General features: G+C 43.8%; 25 protein-coding genes. 14 read left to right on the forward strand and 11 right to left on the reverse strand.

Translation table 11 applies throughout. The annotated features are described in order from the left end of the window. The first annotated feature begins 613 nt into the window (after positions 1-613). A complete protein-coding gene (gene remA, locus QUA02_RS01725) occupies positions 614-880 on the forward strand; it encodes an extracellular matrix/biofilm regulator RemA (RefSeq protein ID WP_236503792.1) in 267 nt (88 codons plus the stop codon). A gap of 78 nt (positions 881-958) precedes the next feature. Continuing rightward, entirely contained in the window at positions 959-1,513 is a 555-nt protein-coding gene (gmk, locus tag QUA02_RS01730) for a guanylate kinase (protein WP_333024803.1), read from the forward strand. A gap of 100 nt (positions 1,514-1,613) precedes the next feature. Here the strand turns inward: gmk and QUA02_RS01735 are convergent, their stop codons facing one another. After that, positions 1,614-2,351, reverse strand: a complete 738-nt coding sequence (locus QUA02_RS01735) for a hypothetical protein (RefSeq protein WP_333024805.1) — start codon at positions 2,349-2,351, stop codon at positions 1,614-1,616. A gap of 106 nt (positions 2,352-2,457) precedes the next feature. Between QUA02_RS01735 and xseA the strand changes: the two genes are divergently transcribed. Beyond that, positions 2,458-3,627 carry an exodeoxyribonuclease VII large subunit gene (gene xseA, locus QUA02_RS01740; protein ID WP_333024806.1) on the forward strand — a complete coding sequence of 390 codons (1,170 nt, stop codon included), beginning with the start codon at positions 2,458-2,460 and terminating at the stop codon, positions 3,625-3,627. Beyond that, complete coding sequence (gene xseB / locus QUA02_RS01745) at positions 3,624-3,851, forward strand: exodeoxyribonuclease VII small subunit (protein ID WP_333024808.1); 228 nt, start codon at positions 3,624-3,626, stop codon at positions 3,849-3,851. Before xseA ends, xseB begins: the two co-directional genes overlap by 4 nt. A gap of 130 nt (positions 3,852-3,981) precedes the next feature. On the opposite strand, the gene QUA02_RS01750 is transcribed toward xseB, so the two are convergent. The 4 genes from QUA02_RS01750 to QUA02_RS01765 form a co-directional block, all read right to left on the reverse strand. Then, positions 3,982-4,242 carry a DUF433 domain-containing protein gene (locus tag QUA02_RS01750; RefSeq protein WP_333024811.1) on the reverse strand — a complete coding sequence of 87 codons (261 nt, stop codon included), beginning with the start codon at positions 4,240-4,242 and terminating at the stop codon, positions 3,982-3,984. Positions 4,243-4,471: 229 nt separating this feature from the next. Next, a complete protein-coding gene (locus QUA02_RS01755; RefSeq protein ID WP_333024814.1) occupies positions 4,472-4,681 on the reverse strand; it encodes a CsbD family protein in 210 nt (69 codons plus the stop codon). 251 nt (positions 4,682-4,932) lie between these two features. Further along, positions 4,933-5,760 carry a PHP domain-containing protein gene (locus tag QUA02_RS01760; protein WP_333024848.1) on the reverse strand — a complete coding sequence of 276 codons (828 nt, stop codon included), beginning with the start codon at positions 5,758-5,760 and terminating at the stop codon, positions 4,933-4,935. A gap of 218 nt (positions 5,761-5,978) precedes the next feature. After that, on the reverse strand, positions 5,979-6,260 hold the full coding sequence (locus QUA02_RS01765) for a hypothetical protein (protein WP_333024816.1): 282 nt from the start codon (positions 6,258-6,260) through the stop codon (positions 5,979-5,981). A gap of 84 nt (positions 6,261-6,344) precedes the next feature. Here QUA02_RS01765 and QUA02_RS01770 point away from each other — a divergent pair, with 84 nt between their 5' ends. Both QUA02_RS01770 and QUA02_RS01775 read left to right on the forward strand, forming a co-directional pair. Further along, positions 6,345-6,542 carry a hypothetical protein gene (locus QUA02_RS01770; RefSeq protein ID WP_333024817.1) on the forward strand — a complete coding sequence of 66 codons (198 nt, stop codon included), beginning with the start codon at positions 6,345-6,347 and terminating at the stop codon, positions 6,540-6,542. Between the two features lie 179 nt (positions 6,543-6,721). Beyond that, positions 6,722-7,048 (forward strand): hypothetical protein, encoded by a 327-nt coding sequence (locus QUA02_RS01775; protein ID WP_333024818.1) that lies wholly within the window; start codon positions 6,722-6,724, stop codon positions 7,046-7,048. Between the two features lie 97 nt (positions 7,049-7,145). Here QUA02_RS01775 and QUA02_RS01780 read toward each other — a convergent pair whose 3' ends face one another. Beyond that, the gene (locus QUA02_RS01780) at positions 7,146-7,616 is read right to left on the reverse strand and encodes a tetratricopeptide repeat protein (protein ID WP_333024819.1); all 471 of its coding nucleotides are present in this window, start codon (positions 7,614-7,616) and stop codon (positions 7,146-7,148) included. 55 nt (positions 7,617-7,671) lie between these two features. Between QUA02_RS01780 and QUA02_RS01785 the strand changes: the two genes are divergently transcribed. From QUA02_RS01785 to QUA02_RS01805, 5 genes are all read left to right on the forward strand, one after another. After that, positions 7,672-8,292: a histidine phosphatase family protein gene (locus QUA02_RS01785; RefSeq protein WP_333024821.1), complete on the forward strand. Its 621-nt coding sequence runs from the start codon at positions 7,672-7,674 to the stop codon at positions 8,290-8,292. Positions 8,293-8,453: 161 nt separating this feature from the next. Next, positions 8,454-9,233 (forward strand): HipA family kinase, encoded by a 780-nt coding sequence (locus QUA02_RS01790; protein ID WP_333024822.1) that lies wholly within the window; start codon positions 8,454-8,456, stop codon positions 9,231-9,233. A 33-nt stretch (positions 9,234-9,266) separates the two neighbouring features. Next, positions 9,267-10,094: a DUF3037 domain-containing protein gene (locus QUA02_RS01795; protein ID WP_333024823.1), complete on the forward strand. Its 828-nt coding sequence runs from the start codon at positions 9,267-9,269 to the stop codon at positions 10,092-10,094. Positions 10,095-10,138: 44 nt separating this feature from the next. Next, positions 10,139-10,522 (forward strand): VOC family protein, encoded by a 384-nt coding sequence (locus QUA02_RS01800; RefSeq protein WP_333024824.1) that lies wholly within the window; start codon positions 10,139-10,141, stop codon positions 10,520-10,522. A 359-nt stretch (positions 10,523-10,881) separates the two neighbouring features. Continuing rightward, a protein-coding gene (locus QUA02_RS01805) for an IS5 family transposase (RefSeq protein ID WP_333024825.1) occupies positions 10,882-11,716 on the forward strand; the annotation gives its coding sequence in 2 pieces (ribosomal slippage) (positions 10,882-11,670 and positions 11,672-11,716; 834 coding nt in all). A gap of 67 nt (positions 11,717-11,783) precedes the next feature. Here the strand turns inward: QUA02_RS01805 and QUA02_RS01810 are convergent. Both QUA02_RS01810 and QUA02_RS01815 read right to left on the reverse strand, forming a co-directional pair. Then, the gene (locus tag QUA02_RS01810) at positions 11,784-12,074 is read right to left on the reverse strand and encodes a hypothetical protein (RefSeq protein ID WP_333024827.1); all 291 of its coding nucleotides are present in this window, start codon (positions 12,072-12,074) and stop codon (positions 11,784-11,786) included. A gap of 42 nt (positions 12,075-12,116) precedes the next feature. Beyond that, positions 12,117-12,788, reverse strand: coding sequence for a phosphoribosyltransferase (locus QUA02_RS01815; protein WP_333024828.1), 672 nt, complete (start codon positions 12,786-12,788; stop codon positions 12,117-12,119). A gap of 167 nt (positions 12,789-12,955) precedes the next feature. Between QUA02_RS01815 and QUA02_RS01820 the strand changes: the two genes are divergently transcribed. From QUA02_RS01820 to QUA02_RS01830, 3 genes are all read left to right on the forward strand, one after another. Beyond that, positions 12,956-13,633 carry a uracil-DNA glycosylase gene (locus tag QUA02_RS01820; protein WP_333024829.1) on the forward strand — a complete coding sequence of 226 codons (678 nt, stop codon included), beginning with the start codon at positions 12,956-12,958 and terminating at the stop codon, positions 13,631-13,633. Positions 13,634-13,872: 239 nt separating this feature from the next. Then, on the forward strand, positions 13,873-15,141 hold the full coding sequence (locus QUA02_RS01825; protein ID WP_333024831.1) for a DNA methyltransferase: 1,269 nt from the start codon (positions 13,873-13,875) through the stop codon (positions 15,139-15,141). Beyond that, positions 15,134-16,051: a Bpu10I family restriction endonuclease gene (locus QUA02_RS01830; RefSeq protein WP_333024832.1), complete on the forward strand. Its 918-nt coding sequence runs from the start codon at positions 15,134-15,136 to the stop codon at positions 16,049-16,051. Before QUA02_RS01825 ends, QUA02_RS01830 begins: the two co-directional genes overlap by 8 nt. A gap of 30 nt (positions 16,052-16,081) precedes the next feature. On the opposite strand, the gene QUA02_RS01835 is transcribed toward QUA02_RS01830, so the two are convergent. The 3 genes from QUA02_RS01835 to tyrS are packed head-to-tail and all read right to left on the reverse strand — an operon-like array spanning position 16,082 to position 18,676. Then, a complete protein-coding gene (locus tag QUA02_RS01835; RefSeq protein ID WP_333024833.1) occupies positions 16,082-16,666 on the reverse strand; it encodes a hypothetical protein in 585 nt (194 codons plus the stop codon). Between the two features lie 37 nt (positions 16,667-16,703). Then, the gene (pyrF, locus tag QUA02_RS01840; protein ID WP_333024834.1) at positions 16,704-17,414 is read right to left on the reverse strand and encodes an orotidine-5'-phosphate decarboxylase; all 711 of its coding nucleotides are present in this window, start codon (positions 17,412-17,414) and stop codon (positions 16,704-16,706) included. A 29-nt stretch (positions 17,415-17,443) separates the two neighbouring features. Further along, on the reverse strand, positions 17,444-18,676 hold the full coding sequence (tyrS, locus tag QUA02_RS01845; RefSeq protein WP_333024849.1) for a tyrosine--tRNA ligase: 1,233 nt from the start codon (positions 18,674-18,676) through the stop codon (positions 17,444-17,446). Between the last annotated feature and the right edge of the window lie 7 nt (positions 18,677-18,683).

Genomic DNA, 18,683 nt, shown 5'->3' on the forward strand with positions numbered 1-18,683 from the left:
TCTCTAGGGAAACGGCAATGCCGTGTCCGGCGCGGGACTCGGCAAATTTTCATAATAGTTATAAAATTGATAATTCTAGCAACACTTTTTTTATTGGTATTAATAGGACTCAAATTTTCACTCTCGACCCATTTTATTGTATAACACGATCCAAGAAACATCTGTAGTTTGGCATATCATCGCCAATCTTTTGGTAAAAATCGGGCAGAAAGTGCGATCGCCAGAGGCTTTTAGTTTAGGTTGAAGGCTGAGCAAACCAGCTTTTGCGAATATTTGCTGTCATCGATCGCTGATTATACTTATATTTCCCTATCCCTGAAATTAAATTTATATTTCGCAACATTTACGGGCAGTTTTCTCGATACAGCTAATGCTTTTATTAGCAACTAAAAATCGATGATTTTACCGAATCTTGAATATAGAGTGGCAACAGCGAGTCTTTTTTAAATTTTTGATAAAGAGCGCGGTACTCGGCATCAAAAAAACAAAAAATTCAGGTACAAACTAAAAAACTTAGTTGAGATGAATTTTAGGATTGTCATAAAAAATCTTTGTATATATGATAAAAAGTAAGGATTGATAGTTAGTCGTTCACCCATAGATTAAGATTTTCATGGATATTCAATTAATTAATATCGGTTTTGGCAACATTGTGTCTGCTAATCGAGTGATTGCCATTGTCAGTCCCGAGTCAGCGCCAATTAAGCGGATTATTACTGATGCGCGGGAGCGGGGACAACTGGTTGACGCTACTTACGGCCGCCGCACGAGAGCGGTAATTATTACAGATTCGAGTCACGTCATCCTCTCGGCGATTCAGCCGGAAACGGTTGCTAATCGTTTTGTGGTGAGCAAAGACGGTCAAAGTCGGGATGATTGAGGTTTGTCAGTTGCAATTTGAGCGCTTACAGTTTAGAGTAAGCGAAAACTTGAATTGTTACACCTTTCTATTCTAAAAATGAAATCCGGTAAATTAATTGTTCTGACGGGGCCTAGCGGCGTGGGGAAAGGCACCCTAGTACGATCGCTCCTCAATCGCCATCCCGAATTGTATCTTTCGGTATCGGTGACAACTCGATCGCCCCGCGAGGGAGAAATTGAGGGAAAGCACTACTATTTTGTCAGCCGCAGCCGTTTTGAACAAATGGTTGAGGCTGGAGATTTGGCGGAATGGGCCGAGTTTGCGGGTAATTTTTACGGTACTCCTTATTTTGGTCTCAAGCAAGGAATTGGTGAGGGAAAATGGGTAATCCTCGAAATTGAGCTCGAAGGAGCAAGGCAAATTAGAAATAAGTTTCTAGAGGCGCTGCGAATTTTTATTTTACCTCCTTCTTGGGAAGAATTGGAGCGGCGGCTGCGGAGTCGGGGTCAAGATTCCGAAAGTGCGATCGCCCGTCGGTTGCTGCGGGCTAAAGAGGAAATTGAATCGGCGGGAGAATTTGATTTTCAGGTTGTCAACGACGATTTGGAAGTTGCTTTGAAAAAACTGCAATCAATACTAAATTTGGAGTAATTTTTAGGTTAGTTATTTGTTAGTTGTTATGTGTGGGGAGCGCAACTAATAATCAATGCCCCATGCCTCATCCCTCCGCTTCGCTCCGTCCAATTCCCAATTACCGATTCCCTATTACCCATTTTTCCGTTCTGTCTAAAACTTCGCTACTTTTTTTAATAGCAACACAAACTTTTAAATTCAATTCCAGAATATTTAACGAAGGCGAAATTTTCCTGAGCGGTTCTATTTCGCGAGCCGAACAGCCCAACATTTCCATATAAGCTAGCGTCCAGCCAATAGCTGCAATGTCGCCTACATTGCCTTCTCCGGCGCAAAGGTGACAGCCCAATTCGCCCTCCGGGCCGCAATCGGGACAAACCCAATTGCCCAGTTGTGAATTGGGCTGATTTGTGCGGGAGGCGGATGCAATGGTTAATGCTTTAATGTGGTTTTGAACTACTTGTTTAAAACCTCGGTTTTGGTTGCTGCGGTGGTCGGAATTGCCGTGCGATCGCCCGATTTCTTCTGTTGGTTGTGGAAACGAAGCAAGAGATGCTGTTTGGTTCTCCCTGGTTACTCTAGATTCCCCTAGATTCGCAGTTAGCTGAATACCGTAGTCTTTCGACTCCGCAGTCTGAGAGTGGTTGAGTGCGCTGGAGGAATCGGGTTCGGAAGTTGTGAAGGATGGTTCTATTTTATCGGCAAAATCTTGCATCGAGAGGTGATGTTCGATCGCCAAAGACCAAGTTCTTTTATGCCGGAGGTCGCCATATTTTCTGGCTTCGGCCTCGGTAATGCCGATCGCCGCAGCCTCTTGGCGCAGCACATTCATCGAAGTCATTGTATCTGATATCATTAGTTTGTTTGCAGTTAAATTTACGATCGCCAGATCGAGCTACAAATAAATTACTTTAGATATAGTAGCCTAAATCTCAAATCTAAAATCTCAAATCTAAAATTGGATGACTTCAATTCTTCCCGATACAGCTTTATCTGTTGCCGGACTAACATCTTACCTGCAAGACTTGTTGGAGGGCGATCGCAACCTGCAATCAGTTTGGCTGACAGGCGAGGTGTCGAACGTTTCGCACCACCCCAGCGGCTGCTTTTTCACTCTGTGCGACACCGACAAAAGCGCTGCGATTCGCTGCGTGGTGTGGAATTCTCAGCGGCAAAAATTATTGAAGTTGCCCGCAAAAGGCGAACAGTTGCTGGTTTTGGGAAGCATCCGGGTTTACAAAAATCGCGGCGAGTACCAGTTGACTGTTGTGCAATCGCTGCCGGCTGGGGAAGGATTGCAGGCTTTGCGGTTGCAGCAATTGCGATCGCGCTTGGATGCTGAGGGTTTCTTCGATCCCGCCAGAAAGCGCCCGATTCCCGCACACCCGCAAATTGTTGCCGTGGTGACATCCGATACTGGCGCTGCTTGGGGAGACATTCAGCGCACTCTAGCCCAAAGATATCCAGGTTTGCGGGTGTTGCTGTCGCCGACTTTGGTACAGGGAGAATTGGCTGCTGCTGCCATTGCTAGGGCGATCGCCCGTGTAGAATTGGACGGTAGGGCTGATGTGATCATTTTAGGGCGGGGCGGCGGTTCTGCGGAAGATTTGGCTTGTTTTAATGATGAGAGAGTTGTCAGGGCGATCGCCAATTGTACAATTCCAATTATTACAGGAATCGGACACGAAAGAGACGAATCTCTCGCCGATTTAGTAGCAGATAAACGAGCCCACACTCCGACTGCGGCGGCGGCTCAAGCTGTACCAGTTTTAGCAGATATTTACTTTGAACACAAGCAGCGAATGGTCAATTTAGCAAACGCTGTGCGGGCAAGATTTCAGACAGAAGAAGACCATTTGCAACTGTTACAAAATCGATTAAAACGTTTGCCTGCGACATCCCGAACTTTGCGGCAAGCAACTGGTAAACTGGAGGTATTGCAAGAAAAGTTATCCGCACTGAATCCGGCGGCGGTATTGCAAAGGGGTTATGCGGCGGTAATCCAAAGTGACGGTACGATCGTCCGCACAACTGACGGTTTGGAATTGGGAGAGGAATTGACTGTGAGGTTGAGTCGGGGCGTGCTGAAAGTTAAGATTGTAGAAGTATTGGATGCGGAAGAAAAGTTATGATTGATTCGCAGTTGCGCCAGTCTGACTGGAATTATGAGGAAACGGTCGATCGAATTGAAGCGATTATCGATCGGGTGGAATCGGGAGAGTTGCCTCTAGAAGAGGTTTTCGAGCAGTTTGCGGTGGCTGTGGAGTGTTTGCAGCAGTGCGAAGGTTTTCTGGCGCGGGGGAAAGATCGGATGGATTTGGCGATCGAGCTTTTAGCCGCGGAACCCGATTTTTAAGCGGAGATAAACTCGGATTAATGTGGATGAAATAGCGCGTTTTCCCGAAAGTCCGACAGGGAATTAATTCCCTGTCTCATAGCTATCGAAACAACGCGGATGCTGCCCAAATTTTCATCAAGTTTTAACTTCACTTTAAAACTACCTTTTTTTCAACCACAGGAATTTCCACATAACAATCTCTTGCCAACTCAGCCCCATAAGCAATACAAGCCAAAACGTCTTCTCGTTCAATTCCCGGATATTCCTCAAGCAATTCTTCAAAAGTCATTCCGCTAGCGAGAAAGTCAAGAATTAGAGAAACGCAGATGCGATGGCCGCGAATACAGGGTTTGCCAAAGCAGATATTCGAGTCGATTGAGATGCGAGACAGTAAATTATTTTGAGTCATGTCTTTTCAATTAGATATTTTCCATTGATTCATTGTAATGAATTTTAGGGTTGAGTTGGGTGGAGGCGGGTTTACAATAGGGACTTCTCCATTGCGCTTTTGAAGGGATATCGCAGGAGTCACCCAGTTTTATGCACATTCCAAAAATAAATCATATCAAACCCAATTGATGACACAGGATTTGATATGAAGCGAATTCTATTAGCCCGGATTTGGTATAGCGCGGTTTCTACAATTTGTCGATCGACCTTTTGGCTTTATCTGTCAGATTTTTCACAGCATCTTTAGCATCTTCTGCTGCGTGGCGGGCCGCAGCTTCCGCTTGTTTGGCTTGGCCTTCAACCTGGTCTTTTTTGTTGCCCGTGATGTTGCCGAAAATTTCCTGAGCTTTGCCTTCTAAATTTTTGCCGATCGCCTTCGCTCTGTCTTCTGTACTCATGATAAACTCCGCTGAGTAGTTAAACCTTACTCCTACCCTAACATTAACTCAACTGAAATTACTCGCTAACTTCATATTAATTTATGTTTCCTTTGATTTTTATCAGTTTTTAGTAGGGTGCGTCAGCATGGCTTGATTGTTCCCATTTACTCTAATATAAGCTGACGCACCCTACAGTTACTGCCAACTCTTGTGGGCCGTCGATCCGACGCCCCCAAAAAGTTTAATCCAAACGCAGAACAGCTTACAAACTATTTCAAACTCGCCGCAGCAATTTTAATCGGTTCCAGTAATTCTAACGGCAAATGCAGCATATTCAATTGGGTGCTATCTGCTGCTTTCCTTTCAGGATCGGGGCCGTGATAATCGCTGCCACCAGTTGCCAGCAAACCGTAGTGAAGGCACAAATCTTTCAACTTTTGGATTTGGCTGGAACTGTGGCTGGGATGGTAGATTTCAACTCCCATTAAACCCGCATCTACTAATTCTTTTAAAACTTCCTCCACAGCGCCCCCGCGAAATAAATAAGGGTGAGCCCACACTGGTACTGCGCCGCAACTTTTCAGTAAATCAATGCCTTCGGCGATCGAGAATTTCTCGTAATGAACATAAGCCGGGCCGTCATCTCCCAACCAGCGATCGAATGCTTCTCGCGATGATTTGGCGTGACCGGCTTTTACTAGCGCAGAGGCAATGTGAGGCCGTCCCGGTGCCATTCCTGGGGATGTTTTTGGCAGTTCGATCGCGTATCCCATTGCTGCTAATTTTTCTACCATTTCTTGCGATCGGCGAAACCTTCCTTCCAGGCGATCGTTCAAAGGAACTCGCAACTTATTTGCATCGGGATAAAAACCTAAAATGTGCAGCGATCGGCCGTTGTGAACTGTACTGAGTTCGAGTCCGGGGACGATTTCTATACCGTGCAAAGCAGCGGCGGCGAAGGCTTCATCCCAACCCGACATCGTATCGTGATCGGTGACGGCCAAGGCGCGAACCCCCGAAGACGCGGCGGCGGCTACGAGTTCGGCAGGGGTGAGAGTGCCGTCGGAATAAGTAGTGTGACAGTGAAGTTCTAGCATTTTTTCTGGTAAGTCAAAGTCTGCGAAATCTGCAATTATTCCCCTCACTCACGCGACATATACCGTCCCTGCGATCGACAAGTTTTTGGGTAGTTTCAATCTGTTAGCTGTAATAAGTAGTCGCGCCTTTAATTGGGACATTTCTGTTTATTAAAAGCTTGCGTGGGGTGGGCATCTTGCCCGCCTTTTCAGTTGAATTTAGATGCCGAACACCTTAGCTATTTCTGGATTTCTCGCATAGGGTGAAGGACACCCTCTGGCAATTTGGAAGGAATCGGCGATATTTCAATACTTTGTATGTTGTGAACTGGGATAACTACCAGTTTATCTGCCAATTCGAGAATTATCGGGTCTGCCGTCAACATTTTGTGCAGGCGAGTGCCTAAAGTTGCTTGCTCTCCTACTGTTCCCTCTGGCGCACTGAACTGGAAGTGTTGCTGTTTGCCGTTGGTATAGTGGATTGTCAGATCGATAATTCTTTCTTGGTTGGTTGCTTGCATAATTTTTTTCCCTAACAGTCGATCGGGACTTCGCAAAATTAACAATAAATCACAACTGGCGATCGCACCACGATTGGAAAGCTTTTGACAAGACCGAGCTGTCGGTATGAAAGTCCGGTTGCTGCTTATTTTACCACAAAAACTGTACTGAAACTCGCCAACTTACCAAGTATACAATTGGCAGTCGCGCTGTCTTCGCTCCTTAATGCGCGATCGCCCTCGCCCGCAATATTTGGTCGATCGGGCTTTCTGCTGTGCCAGTTGGCAAATTGGCTCAATTAAGCCTCTGCTGCGAGTTGACCTCAAAGCGCTCTCAAGTTATACAGCAGCGGCACTTGAGCGCTTTGGGGGTCAATGTTTTTTTCTTGTGGGAACTGTGGAGGTTGGGATTGTGGCATTCTGCTGTCACTGCGGTAGAGGATTTTTTTATAAATTAATAACATAACATTCAGGTACAGCTTATGAAATCCACACTTTGTTTTCCCGAAACTTCTCTTCAATCTAACACCGTTACTGTTAACAATAATGCTATTGAATCTTGTATTCTTGCAGCTTGGATTGATTTAGTAGGAGGAGAGTTTGATAGCTTGGGAGGAGATGATTGGCTTCCCTTGTGCGGCGACATTGATGACGGCGAAATTTATCGGGAATGGTTTTTGTGGCAAGACAGCGAAGTGACTCAAGAGTGGGAAGCTTACGATCCAATTACTAATTATCGAGTTGTGGCATCTAGCCGAGAAATGATGATTTCTAAAATCGACCAAATAGAAGATGATAGACAAGTTTAAGATCGAGGGATAATATTAAATTTTGACTATTTTATGACTTACGATTCTACTTGTAGGGTGCGCACGGCGCACCTTACTACTGCATAGTCCGAGTGTTTCAACCTGTCGCTACTGCTTTTTGCTTTTCTCGCTCTAATTTGCGCTGCTTCAAGGCTGCCAGATTTTGTTTAATCGTGTCGATCGCAAATCCAGTCCCCTGCTGTTGGTATAATTCGCTCGCACGGATCAAATCTGCAACAGCTTCGTCATCCGATCGCAAATTCGCAAAAGCCAAGGCGCGATTGTGGTAAGCTTCTGGCAAAGTTGAAACCTGTTCTAAAGCGCTGGTAAATTTATCTTTGGCTTTGCGGTAATTTCCCGACTGATAAGCCTCAATTCCTTGTTGAAAATAAACCGAAGCTTTGCTCCCTGCGTCGGTAGCTGGAAATTCTGGTAAACTTAAAATGGGTTCTTTAAACAGTACAGAAATGCTGCCATTGCCGAAGTAAGCCCAAGTCATTGTTCCCAACCCAATCCCCAACACGAGGGCAACAATGACAGACAGAGCAATAAAATTGGTGAGTTCCATAGAGCAATATTTGTTGTATTATAATATGATAAGTTAATTTCTAACTTCTGCAACAATGGCTGCGCGGATTTACCTCAACTGGAAAGGGTTTTTCGGCTCGCTAGCTTTAGTATTGTCGATCGGCTTAATTACTGCAACTGCAAGTTCTGACGCAGCAACCAACGCGCAAACTCAAGCAGGGTGGCAATTGTTGCAGCGGGATGAGACGGGGTTGGTGGTAGCAATGCGACACGCGATCGCCCCAGGCACCGGCGATCCTGCTAACTTTAAGTTGGGTGACTGTTCCACCCAGCGCAATTTATCAGCACAGGGAAGAACCCAAGCCAAGGAAATTGGAGCCGAATTTCGCAACCGCAACATCAAAGTTGCCAGAGTTTTATCGAGTCAGTGGTGTCGGTGTTTAGAAACAGCAAAACTGATAAATTTAGGTAAAGTCGAACCCTTCCCAGCGCTGAACTCGTTCTTTAGCGACAGCAGCAAAGAAGCCAGACAAACAGCAGCAATTCGCAAATTAATTGTTGACAACCGCAACACTAAAGGCGCGATTATTATGGTAACGCATCAAGTAAATATTACCGCGATTACTGATATTGTACCGCAAAGCGGCGAAGCTGTGATTCTCAAAAGCGATCGACAAGGTAAAATTCAAATAGTCGGACGAATTAAAGCATTTTAAAAAGGTATAGCCATCCTTGCCGAATTCATAAACCCTTTCTTTCCTCTTCCTTTGCGTTCTTCGCAGCACGATAAAATATTGTGTTGACAAATCCTTTAGTCTTGCTATATAAAGTGATAATGTATAAAAATCCAGCAGATTGATGACTGCGAAATATTATTGTGAGCGATCGTGCAGAAACTAAGCAAGAGACAAGAAAAAGGTGGAAAGATTGTTTAGAAGCAGGAATCGATCGAGGTGAAGATCCTATAATTATCATTACCTTTCGTTCAGGATGGGATTCTGCGGCTCGTCCAGTTTTAGCACGCGGTATTGATAAGTGCGAATATGTCATTAAGGGGCAACAAGCTGGGCGTCAAATCGTCAACGATCAGGTGATAGCAAGACTCGGTATGGCAATCGGAGCACCTGTGGGAGAACCTTGTATTGTGGAAATTTCTGAGGAACTAATTGCTGAAGATTCTAGATTTTCCTATTTGACTCCTGGGACGGCTCATGCTACGCTTTACATACCTAAATGTTCTTCCCAAAGAGAAGAAATCAACTACACAAACCAGCCAGAAAACCGCGAAAGGTTTGCTTTGCTAATTTTGTTGTACGGATGGGTCTATGCTAATGATTATCAATTCATCTATAAAAATGCTCGCTCCAATTTGGTTTACTCTGTAGATCACGGCCATTTTTTTCCAGGCGGCCCAGAGTGGAACCAGCGCGACTTGCTCGAAGCTGCTAGTGCTGAGATCAACCATCGTCTTGTTTCTAATTGTAAACTAAAGCTAGAGGAGATTCGCCAGGGACTTCCGCTTCTCGATGCTGTCAGCGAAGAAACGATTATTCAAGCTGTGGCTGCTCCACCCAGCGAATGGGGACTTACAATTGACGAGCGTGTTACCCTGGTAGAGTATCTTGTTAAAAGAAGACAGGATTTACTGGCGCTCTGATAGGCACGCTCGTCCGACAAAAAGGCGGAAACAATGGCAAGTAAGTATAGTATCGTTCAATACGTTCCCAATCCAATTGCTAACGAACGGATTAATATTGGCGTTGTTGCTTTCAACGAAGAAGAGGTGCGTGTCCAGTTTCTCACAAACTGGGAGCGGGTGCGGCATTTTGGCATGGAAGATGTTACTTTCTTGAAAGAGTTTGCTCAGCGAATGTCCCAAGCCGCTGACTCTGGGTTGATTTTTCCCGGGGATAATCGAGATGCTCCTTATCAGGAACGTTTAAATAAAATTGCCCGTGATTGGCTCTCGGGTATTCAGTGGACAGAACCTCGCGGCTCGTTGGAGGATGTGGATAGTTTACTAGAAGATATTGCTAGTAATTTTTTGGTGGATTTGAATTCTCAAAAACCTCATAGGCGCGACCGCGAAGCTGCTGCTAGATTAACCACTGCTAAATTCAGAAAGGTTTTTAAACAGTATGTGAAAAATGATGCCAAAGAGCTCCTAAAAACAAGTTATTCAGTGCAGGGTGGTCATATGGAGCACAAGTTTGATGCGGTTGTTGCTAATGGGCGACCTTACTTGGCAGCACACGGTATATCATTTGAGGTGAAGATACCCGAACACCTGCAAAACTCTTTGTCTTGGATGATTACTGATGTAAAACAGTTTCAGCCTGATTTTCCTATTGCAATTGTGGCGCTACAGCCCAAAAAAGACGTTGACAACTATCAAAAACTTGAGCAAACTTATCAGCAAGCTACCTCGACGTACTCAGAACTTGGTGCTAAAATTCTTGCAGAAGATGATGTTGAAAATTGGGTGCTAGAAAGACTTGAGAAGGCTAATCTCTTGTAAATATAAAGCGATTTTCCATTACCAATTACCCATTACCAATTTATATGAGTTTCCAATACAGCGCCGCCCTAGTAACTTTAGCCGACCTTGATAAAGAAGTTCTCGTTAAATTTTACACAAAATTTATCGACCTAGAACCAAACCCCTATATTCCCAATACTTATGCTGAATTTCAACTCCCCGGCTTAAGACTCGGCATATTCAAACCCAAAGATTCCCACAAATCGGAATTTGCCAATCGAGCCAAAACAGGCATGAGTTTGTGTTTAGAAGTTAGCGATATCGAAACGGCGATCGCCCGAATTTGGGCTTTAGGATATCCGCCCGCCGGAGAAATTATCAAAGCTGCTCACGGTCTAGAAATCTATGCCTTCGATCCAGCAGGCAACCGCATAATTTTACATCAATCCCACCAGAATGTAGGATGATGGCTAATGATTTGTGAACTCTCGATCTTCTCTTCCTTCGCGTCTTCGCGGTTCGTTCAAAAAAACATCTAGTTCACAACCCGCTGAGGATTGCTATATAAGTTATGCAATGGGAGCATCCCATTTTTGCTTTCATATCATGGACGGTTGCATCAGAATAATATATTTGGATGATATAGCGTGCGAGCGAGACGCTCGCGATCTAGCCGCGAGCGAGACGCTCGCACTCCTAAAAAACGCTTTTTACCAAATTGGGATGCTCCCTTATGCAATTGCTTCACGACCTTCGCAATGAGATTAGACCTCTTGCGAAAGTGCGAGCGCTCTAGTAAAATAAAAGAAAAAATTAGCTTGATAATATGAATTACGAACAATTACAAAACTCAACCCCCAAAGACTTTAAACGCTACTGTGGAGTACATCAAGAAACATTCAAAGAAATGGTAAAAATAGTCAAAGCGGAAAAAATACTTCAAAAAAAATCAGGAAGACCAAGTAAATTGTGCGTAGAAGACCAAATCTTACTGACATTATCCTATTTGCGAGAATATCCTACTTTTTTTCATCTAGGAATTAAATGGGGTATTAATGAATCAAATGCTTATCGAATTGTAATTAGAACTGAGAAAGCTTTAATGAATTCAGGTTTATTTAATTTACCTGGCAAAAAGATTCTTTATCAAAGTAACAATGAGATAGAAACTGTAGCGGTGGATGTGTCAGAGCATGAAATAGAGCGTCCCCAAAAAAAGCAAAAAAAATATTATAGTGGTAAGCAAAAATATCATACAATAAAATCGCAAGTTTTAGCCAACCAAAAAAGTGCTGAAATAATATGTACAGCTTTTAGTAACGGGAAAACGCATGATTTTAGTTTGTTTAAAAAAAGCAAGATAGGGATGAATCAAGAAGTTGAATTGCTAGGTGATAAAGGTTATCAAGGAGTCAAAAATATTCATTCTAATAGTAGAACACCGCTCAAAAAACCCAAAAACAAAAAACTGAGTCAAGCCGAAAAAGTTTTCAATCGGCAACTGGCAAAAGACAGAATCATCATTGAAAATATACATCGAAGTTTAAATACATTTAGAATACTTTCATCAAGATATCGGAATCGAAGAAGACGCTTCGGATTAAGATTTAATGTCGATCGCTGGTATTTATAATTATGAACTTTCTTTGAAGACAAATTAGCCCTCGCCTGAGACTTTCGCAAGAGGTCTATTGTAAAACCCGCCTCTACAACTCAAAACAGCCTTAACTATCTAATCAGTTCAGCAAAACTATAAAAACTGATAATTAATAACACCAATGCTGTCAGATGAGTTAGTTGAAATTGAGGCCGCGGGCCGATCGATTCCCGCACCAAAATTGAAAAAGACGAACCAATTATATAACTCAAAGAGAGCGTTAAATACTGCCACTGCAATGTTACACTCCACAGCCCGAGCAAAATCATCGCCAAAGTCAACATCACCAACTCAACAAAGCGAGGCGGATTGTGCTGAGTAGACAGAATTAAAGTGTCCAACCAATATTGCCAAGGTCTCATGTTTTAGCGATCGAGCTTTTGGATTTAGCATTCTAGCTTAACCTACGATCGCCACTCAGTTTGTTGCTGCAAACACCTTAAAGCCTCCGCCGTCTCAACCTGCGGAAATTGCCCGTAAAAGCGGCTGACACTGTAAAAAGGGTCTGGAGTTTCCAGAATAATCGACTTATCGCCCATTTGCGCCAAAAATCCCATCAAATCTAGCGGGGCGACAGGTGCACAAATCCACAAAGCCGCCGGTTGCTGCGACTGCAATGCCAGCGCCGCCACAGCCATCGTCATCCCCGTAGCAATGCCATCGTCCACCAAAATCGCCAAAGCCCCCGCCGCGCTGACATTTGGCCGTCCCGGAGACAAATCCGCCAGCAGAGATTGAGCATTATTTTGAGCCAGGGGCAGTGCTAATTTTTGCAAGCGCAAATTGTGCTGCTTTTGCTTTTGCCAGAGGACGTGGCCGTCAGCAGTTGCAGCCCCGATCGCCAATTCTAAATTATCTGGGCGAGTAATTTTCTTGGCGACAACCACATCCAAAGGACAGCCCAAGCGGCGCGCAATCGGCACAGCAACGGGCAAACCTCCGCGCGGCAAGGCGTAAACAATCGGTTTAACAGCCTCCTGTGCCGTTAAATTCAACTTACCGAGCTCGCCCAGAACTGCCTCGGCCAGTTTTTCGCCAGCATCGGCGCGATCGTCAAAAAACGGGTTAGAGAACATATTTTTGCCGGTACGAGCTCAACGAAATAATGTGAGACTTGCGAGTATTAATTTGAGATTGTGCGATCGACAGGATCGCATACAAGCTTCTAGCCAAACTCAAATCACCAAACCCGATCTAAACTATAAACTCTAGACTCAAAAAAATCTCCCTAATTGTAAAATTTATGTCCAGCGACTTGCAACTGAGCCTTTTTGACAACAATCAAAGTGCCACTTTCCAAACTGACTCAATACCAGCAAATGCCAAAATTCCGATTCCTCCCGGCACTTATCAAAATATGGAACAAATCGGCGAGCACTGCAACCGCTGTCACCGCTGCGAATTGGGCAATACGCGCACTCACGCTGTCATCGGGCGCGGCAATCCTCAAGCCTCAATTTTGATTGTGGGAGAAGCGCCCGGACAAAACGAAGACGAAACCGGATTGCCCTTCGTCGGGCGATCGGGCCAACTGTTAGATAAGATTTTAGAATCCGTGGGATTGAGTGCAGAAACCGACGTATTCATTGCCAACGTCATCAAATGTCGCCCTCCCAACAACCGCCCTCCGACAGCAAAAGAAATCGAAGCTTGCAAACCTTACTTGCTAGAACAAATTCGCATCTTAGACCCCAAAATTATTTTATTAACCGGTGCAACAGCCCTCAAAGGTTTGCTAAGCGACAAGCGGCCCATTAGTAAAATCCGAGGTCAGTGGATTGAATGGGAAAATCGTTTGTGTATGCCGATTTTTCACCCATCGTACTTACTGCGAAATCCCTCCCGCGAACCGGAAACTCCGAAATGGTTTATGTGGCAAGATATGCAGGCTATCAAGGCTAAATTGGATGAATTAAAATAGCCATTGTAATGTAATGAATTTTTCGGGTTGATTTGTCGGGGCTGGTTTCACCAAAAATCTCTGATTTTTACCCACAATCTTAAAAGCCGCCCCGATCCACCGAAAAATTATAATTAATTTTCATTCGCAATTGGTAGGGGGCTGGTTTCACCAACCATCTCTGATTTTTACCTGCCATCTACAAAACAAGTTCCCGCTTTCCATTTATAAACTCACGCCCCGTAGTAAAAATCCGAATTATGGTTGTCTCTAGTATTTTTAGTGAAACTCCTATCAATAGACAAGAAATTCCTCAAGAAATCTTAGACATTGAAGATAAACAACGTACTAATCCACTTCCTTGGAAAGGGCAATTTTCCCCCCAGTTCATCGAAACTTTAATTGAGAAATATGCCACTAAAAATAGTGTGATTTTCGATCCATTTTTAGGTAGTGGAACAGTTTTATATGAGGCAGGAAGATTCGGACTGGAAGCCTGCGGAACAGAAATCAATCCAGCAGCTTTAATCCTAGCTAACACTTATAAATTCATCACTCTTTCACCAAGCAAGCGTGAAAAATGTATCAATTGTTTTCTCAGTCAACTAAAAACAGAGATATGGGAGAGAATGCCACTCTTCCAAACAATACAAAAAGAAATTACACCCAATGATTTAATAGATAAAATTGTAGACGTAGCCGTTGATGACGAAGAAAAATTCCTTAATATTCTACATGAAGTATTAGTGATATTGCTAGACTTAGACAACAAAAAACTTACCAAATCAAGAGTTTTTACACTTGCGGAAAATATCGCTACTTTTGTCCTGAAACTACCCTATAGTAAAAAGCCGATAAATGCCTATAATGCCGATGCAAGACACGTTCCCTTACAAAACTCCAGCGTCAATCTTGTGATTACCTCCCCCCCTTATATCAATGTATTTAACTATCATCAGCAGTATCGCGGTTCTACTGAGGCACTAAACTGGAAAATTTTAGAGGTGGCAAAATCAGAGTTTGGTTCTAATCGCAAGCATAGAAGTAATAGATTTCTAACTGTGATTCAATATTGCTTAGACATCGCCTATACTTTGCAAGAACTGTTAAGAATATGCAGCCCTAACAGTAGAATGATATTTGTACTAGGTAAAGAATCAAATATTAGAGGGACGCCTTTTTTAAACGGGGAGTTAGTTGCAGAAGTTGCTCGTCAAGTATTGGGGATTAGCTTAGATATCCGTCAAGAAAGAAGTTTTGTAAATCGCTATGGAAAAACTATCAAAGAAGATATACTACATTTTACAAAAAGAGAAGACTTACAGTATTATTTTGACATACATCAAGCCAGAGCTCTTTCTGTAGAAGCCTTAATATCTGCTTATTCTGTAGCGAATGAACAAGTAAAATATGATATTAAGGATGCTATCGATAAGGCTGCCACAGTACAGCCCTCACCTTATTTCGATCGGCAGCGTTCACGAAAAACCATTGAAATACTCAACCCAAAAGCAGAAAATTATGTTTAATTTAACTCAACCACATGGGGAAAAACTAGCAGCATTACTTGATAACGAGAAATTACCTCCTACAGATAAACGGCGTGTTAATCAAGCAATCGAACACTATAAAAAATGGTTGGAAACGCTTAAAAACATCAGGGCGGATGATCTGGAAGTTGTTCCAGAGATGGTATCCCATCTAACCTCCTATAAGCGATACATTGACGTTGAACTAATTTTTGACAGTGATGATGATTTTTTGTACCGTCAAAAAGGGCAATTAAAACTTGACAACTCAATTATTGAAGAATTTATACCTATCTTAGTTACAACCGTCTTTGCAGATTCATTAAAGGACAAAGAATTATCCTTTGGCCCAACACAGTGTTTTTCATCACTACGATTTGAGTCAAGTTTAAAACTCAGTCCAAAAGGCGGTGGGATGAGTATTCGAGCCAAGGATCAAGATTTTGCGATTAGTAGAAAAATATTTCTAAAAGCCTCTCATAACCAAGATTTTAAGGAGACTACCTCCCGCGAGGCAAATATTGCTTATGTTGCGGCTGAGTGTAAAACAAATCTTGATAAGACCATGTTTCAAGAGGGCGTAGCAACTGCCCTGGATATAAAAGTGAGTGTACCAGGAGCCAAGTATTTCTTGCTATGTGAGTGGCTTGATATGTCGCCGATTAGCTCATCACTCACAGCTATTGATGAGATACTAATTTTGAGAAAAGCCAAACGCTTAACGTCTAATATAAGAAAGGATTTTAGTACGGTAAAGGGAAGAAAAAAAAATAAAGATTCTTTTGTCAACCATCTCGATAACAACCCCTTTGCACCGGAAGTTTTTATGAGATTTTTAAAGGAGATTGAAGGGATGATTGGTAAAGATGAACTAGACGAAGATGACGTGCTCTCAAGAGGCTATTTTTAAGTGTAAAAAAATAATCGCAACCAGCGAAAGTTATGGCTTTGCCTGACAATCGCGCAACCACAAACGAATAGCCTCAGCAATTGCGCTTTTCTCACTATCTTGCTCAAATAAAGGACGAATATCGGCCGCAGTACCAAACCGAGAAACGATTTTTGCCAACTCCCAACCGTTCTCAGTTTTCATAAAAAACAGCCAGTGATACTGCTGAATCTCCACTCGTTTTCCCTCGCGATACTGCCGTTCCAAAGTCGTAATGAAAACTTGACTGGCATTTTCAGGAAGTGCATCCCCAAAATTTAAAGGTAACGGTTCAAACTCCGGGCGACCGGCTAAAATTATTTGAGGCAGCGCGTAACTGGACGGTGTATTAGTGTTAGGAGAAAAGTGCGATCGCACAATTACGCGATTAGCATAACTCGGCAAATCTTGCAACAGGCGATCGACCAAAGTTTCTAAATCAGCGGGACAGGGCGATCGCACTAACAAACCATACCGACTGGCATTTATACTGTTAGCATGAGTTTTGACAAAATTAACTGCCACAGTCGGAGTTGCAACCGCAGATATCAGCAGATAAACACAGATGAACGCAGATAAAATTCTATCGGCGTTCATCGGCGTTCATGTGCGGTAAAAAAACACATTCCTATTTTTATCCCAACTCTTCACAAATACGCGCAAAAGCCGCCACCGGATCGGGCGCAGCAGTAATCGGCCGCCCAATCACCAGATAATCCGCACCTGCTTTCAAAGCAGCCTTCGGAGTCATCGCTCTTTTTTGATCGCCCCCATCGGCCCATTTCGGACGCACACCGGGACAAACTAACAGAAAATCATCCCCGCAACTCATTCTTAACTGTTCCACCTCTTGCGGAGAACAAACAGCACCAGCTAAACCCGTTTCCTTAGCCAACAATGCCATGTGCAAAGCATATTCCGGCAACTCCAAAGGTATTTTCAACTCAAAAGCCAACTGTCGCGAATTCAAACTCGTTAACAGCGTAATTGCAATCAACTTAGGACTCGGTTGATCCACAGCCGCCGCCCCTTCAGTCAAAGCCAACTGTGCCGCTTTCAAAGCATCTTTACCGCAAGTAGAATGGATAGTCAATAAATCCACATTGTACTTAGCAGCAGCCCGACAAGCACCAGCCACAGTATTCGGGATATCGTGGAACTTCAAATCGAGAAAAATCCGCTTTTCCCGCTGTTTTAAAATTTCCAAAATCCCCGGCCCGGAGCTCACAAACAGTTCCAAACCCACTTTCCAGAAAGATACTTGCGGGAGTTTGTCCAGAAGCGCGATCGCCTCTTCTTGACTCGAAACATCCAAAGCAACAATAATTCTATTATCAGCGTTCATCTGCGTTTATCGGCGGTAAAAAAATAGACTCAAGACACCAATCGAACAAACTTATTCTTCCCAACCTGCAAAACCTTACCGCATAAATCAACAGGTGATTCAAAAGTAAGATTAACATCAGAAACTCGATCGCCCTCCAACTTCACCCCGCCGCCCTGCATCAACTTCCGCGCATCACCGCTGCTTTTACAAAGCCCGCTAGCACTCAGAATATAAAACAACTTAGCCGGAAACTGCACGTTTGCCAAAGAAAACTCCGCCACAGCATCAGCTTGTCCCGCAGCACCTTTAACCAGCGCAATTGCATCTTGTTGTGCGCGATATGCTGCTTCCTTCCCCCGATACTGGCGCACCACATCCACAGCCAAAAGTTTCTGTTTTTCTCGCGGATTTTCTGGCAATTCATCAAGCGGCAAATCTGTCAATAGTTCAAAATATTGGGCGATCGAACTATCAGCAATTTTCTCCAACTTAGAATACATCGTCAGCGGGTCTTCCGACAAACCCACATAATTGCTCAAAGATTTCGACATCTTTTGTACGCCGTCAGTCCCGATCAAAATCGGCATCAGCAAACCAAACTGCGGCTTCATCCCAAAATGTCGCTGCAAATCTCTCCCCACCGCAATATTAAACTTTTGGTCGGTTCCCCCCAATTCAACATCCGCTTCCAAAGCCACCGAATCGTAACCCTGCATCAGCGGATACAGAAACTCGTGCAGATAAATTGCATTTTCCTGCTGCATCCTGTTATCAAATCCCTCTTTAGCGAGCATCTGCTGCACCGTCATCGTCCCCAGCAGTTCCAAAATCTTCGCCAAGTCCAATTTCGACAACCACTCGGAGTTGTAGCGAATTTCCAAACGTCCGGGTGTGTCAAAATCTAAAATCGGACGCACTTGGTCTAAATAAGTCTTGGCATTTTCCGCCACTTGTTCGGCCGTCAACTGGCTGCGCATCTCCGACTTCCCTGTCGGATCGCCAATTCTTGCGGTAAAATCTCCGATCAGCAGTACGGCTGTGTGACCGGCATCCTGAAAAGCTCGCAGCTTGCGGACGCAAATGCTGTGACCCAAGTGAATGTCACTCCCTGTCGGGTCAATTCCCAGTTTGACGCGCAACGGTCGATCGACTTTTGCCAGCAGTTGGGCTAAATTTTCGTCAGGGTTGCTAGAATCAGGTCGATCGGGAAAAATCTCGCTGACGCCGCGGTAAAGCGCTGAAAGGTTAGGAGTTATCATCGGGGAGCGATCGTCCATCATCATATTT

Origin of the sequence: Microcoleus pseudofavosus SVA1_A4 (assembly GCF_036700565.1) — a bacterium.
Lineage (GTDB): Bacteria > Cyanobacteriota > Cyanobacteriia > Cyanobacteriales > Microcoleaceae > Microcoleus.

Bases quoted from the DNA above. Each gene is read 5' to 3' on its own strand.
- remA (WP_236503792.1), top strand. From the start codon at position 614: ATGGATATTCAATTAATTAATATCGGTTTTGGCAACATTGTGTCTGCT.
- gmk (WP_333024803.1), top strand. From the start codon at position 959: ATGAAATCCGGTAAATTAATTGTTCTGACGGGGCCTAGCGGCGTGGGG.
- QUA02_RS01735 (WP_333024805.1), bottom strand. From the start codon at position 2,351: ATGATATCAGATACAATGACTTCGATGAATGTGCTGCGCCAAGAGGCT.
- xseA (WP_333024806.1), top strand. From the start codon at position 2,458: ATGACTTCAATTCTTCCCGATACAGCTTTATCTGTTGCCGGACTAACA.
- xseB (WP_333024808.1), top strand. From the start codon at position 3,624: ATGATTGATTCGCAGTTGCGCCAGTCTGACTGGAATTATGAGGAAACG.
- QUA02_RS01750 (WP_333024811.1), bottom strand. From the start codon at position 4,242: ATGACTCAAAATAATTTACTGTCTCGCATCTCAATCGACTCGAATATC.
- QUA02_RS01755 (WP_333024814.1), bottom strand. From the start codon at position 4,681: ATGAGTACAGAAGACAGAGCGAAGGCGATCGGCAAAAATTTAGAAGGC.
- QUA02_RS01760 (WP_333024848.1), bottom strand. From the start codon at position 5,760: ATGCTAGAACTTCACTGTCACACTACTTATTCCGACGGCACTCTCACC.
- QUA02_RS01765 (WP_333024816.1), bottom strand. From the start codon at position 6,260: ATGCAAGCAACCAACCAAGAAAGAATTATCGATCTGACAATCCACTAT.
- QUA02_RS01775 (WP_333024818.1), top strand. From the start codon at position 6,722: ATGAAATCCACACTTTGTTTTCCCGAAACTTCTCTTCAATCTAACACC.
- QUA02_RS01780 (WP_333024819.1), bottom strand. From the start codon at position 7,616: ATGGAACTCACCAATTTTATTGCTCTGTCTGTCATTGTTGCCCTCGTG.
- QUA02_RS01785 (WP_333024821.1), top strand. From the start codon at position 7,672: ATGGCTGCGCGGATTTACCTCAACTGGAAAGGGTTTTTCGGCTCGCTA.
- QUA02_RS01795 (WP_333024823.1), top strand. From the start codon at position 9,267: ATGGCAAGTAAGTATAGTATCGTTCAATACGTTCCCAATCCAATTGCT.
- QUA02_RS01800 (WP_333024824.1), top strand. From the start codon at position 10,139: ATGAGTTTCCAATACAGCGCCGCCCTAGTAACTTTAGCCGACCTTGAT.
- QUA02_RS01810 (WP_333024827.1), bottom strand. From the start codon at position 12,074: ATGAGACCTTGGCAATATTGGTTGGACACTTTAATTCTGTCTACTCAG.
- QUA02_RS01815 (WP_333024828.1), bottom strand. From the start codon at position 12,788: ATGTTCTCTAACCCGTTTTTTGACGATCGCGCCGATGCTGGCGAAAAA.
- QUA02_RS01820 (WP_333024829.1), top strand. From the start codon at position 12,956: ATGTCCAGCGACTTGCAACTGAGCCTTTTTGACAACAATCAAAGTGCC.
- QUA02_RS01825 (WP_333024831.1), top strand. From the start codon at position 13,873: ATGGTTGTCTCTAGTATTTTTAGTGAAACTCCTATCAATAGACAAGAA.
- QUA02_RS01830 (WP_333024832.1), top strand. From the start codon at position 15,134: ATGTTTAATTTAACTCAACCACATGGGGAAAAACTAGCAGCATTACTT.
- QUA02_RS01835 (WP_333024833.1), bottom strand. From the start codon at position 16,666: ATGAACGCCGATAGAATTTTATCTGCGTTCATCTGTGTTTATCTGCTG.
- pyrF (WP_333024834.1), bottom strand. From the start codon at position 17,414: ATGAACGCTGATAATAGAATTATTGTTGCTTTGGATGTTTCGAGTCAA.
- tyrS (WP_333024849.1), bottom strand. From the start codon at position 18,676: ATGATGGACGATCGCTCCCCGATGATAACTCCTAACCTTTCAGCGCTT.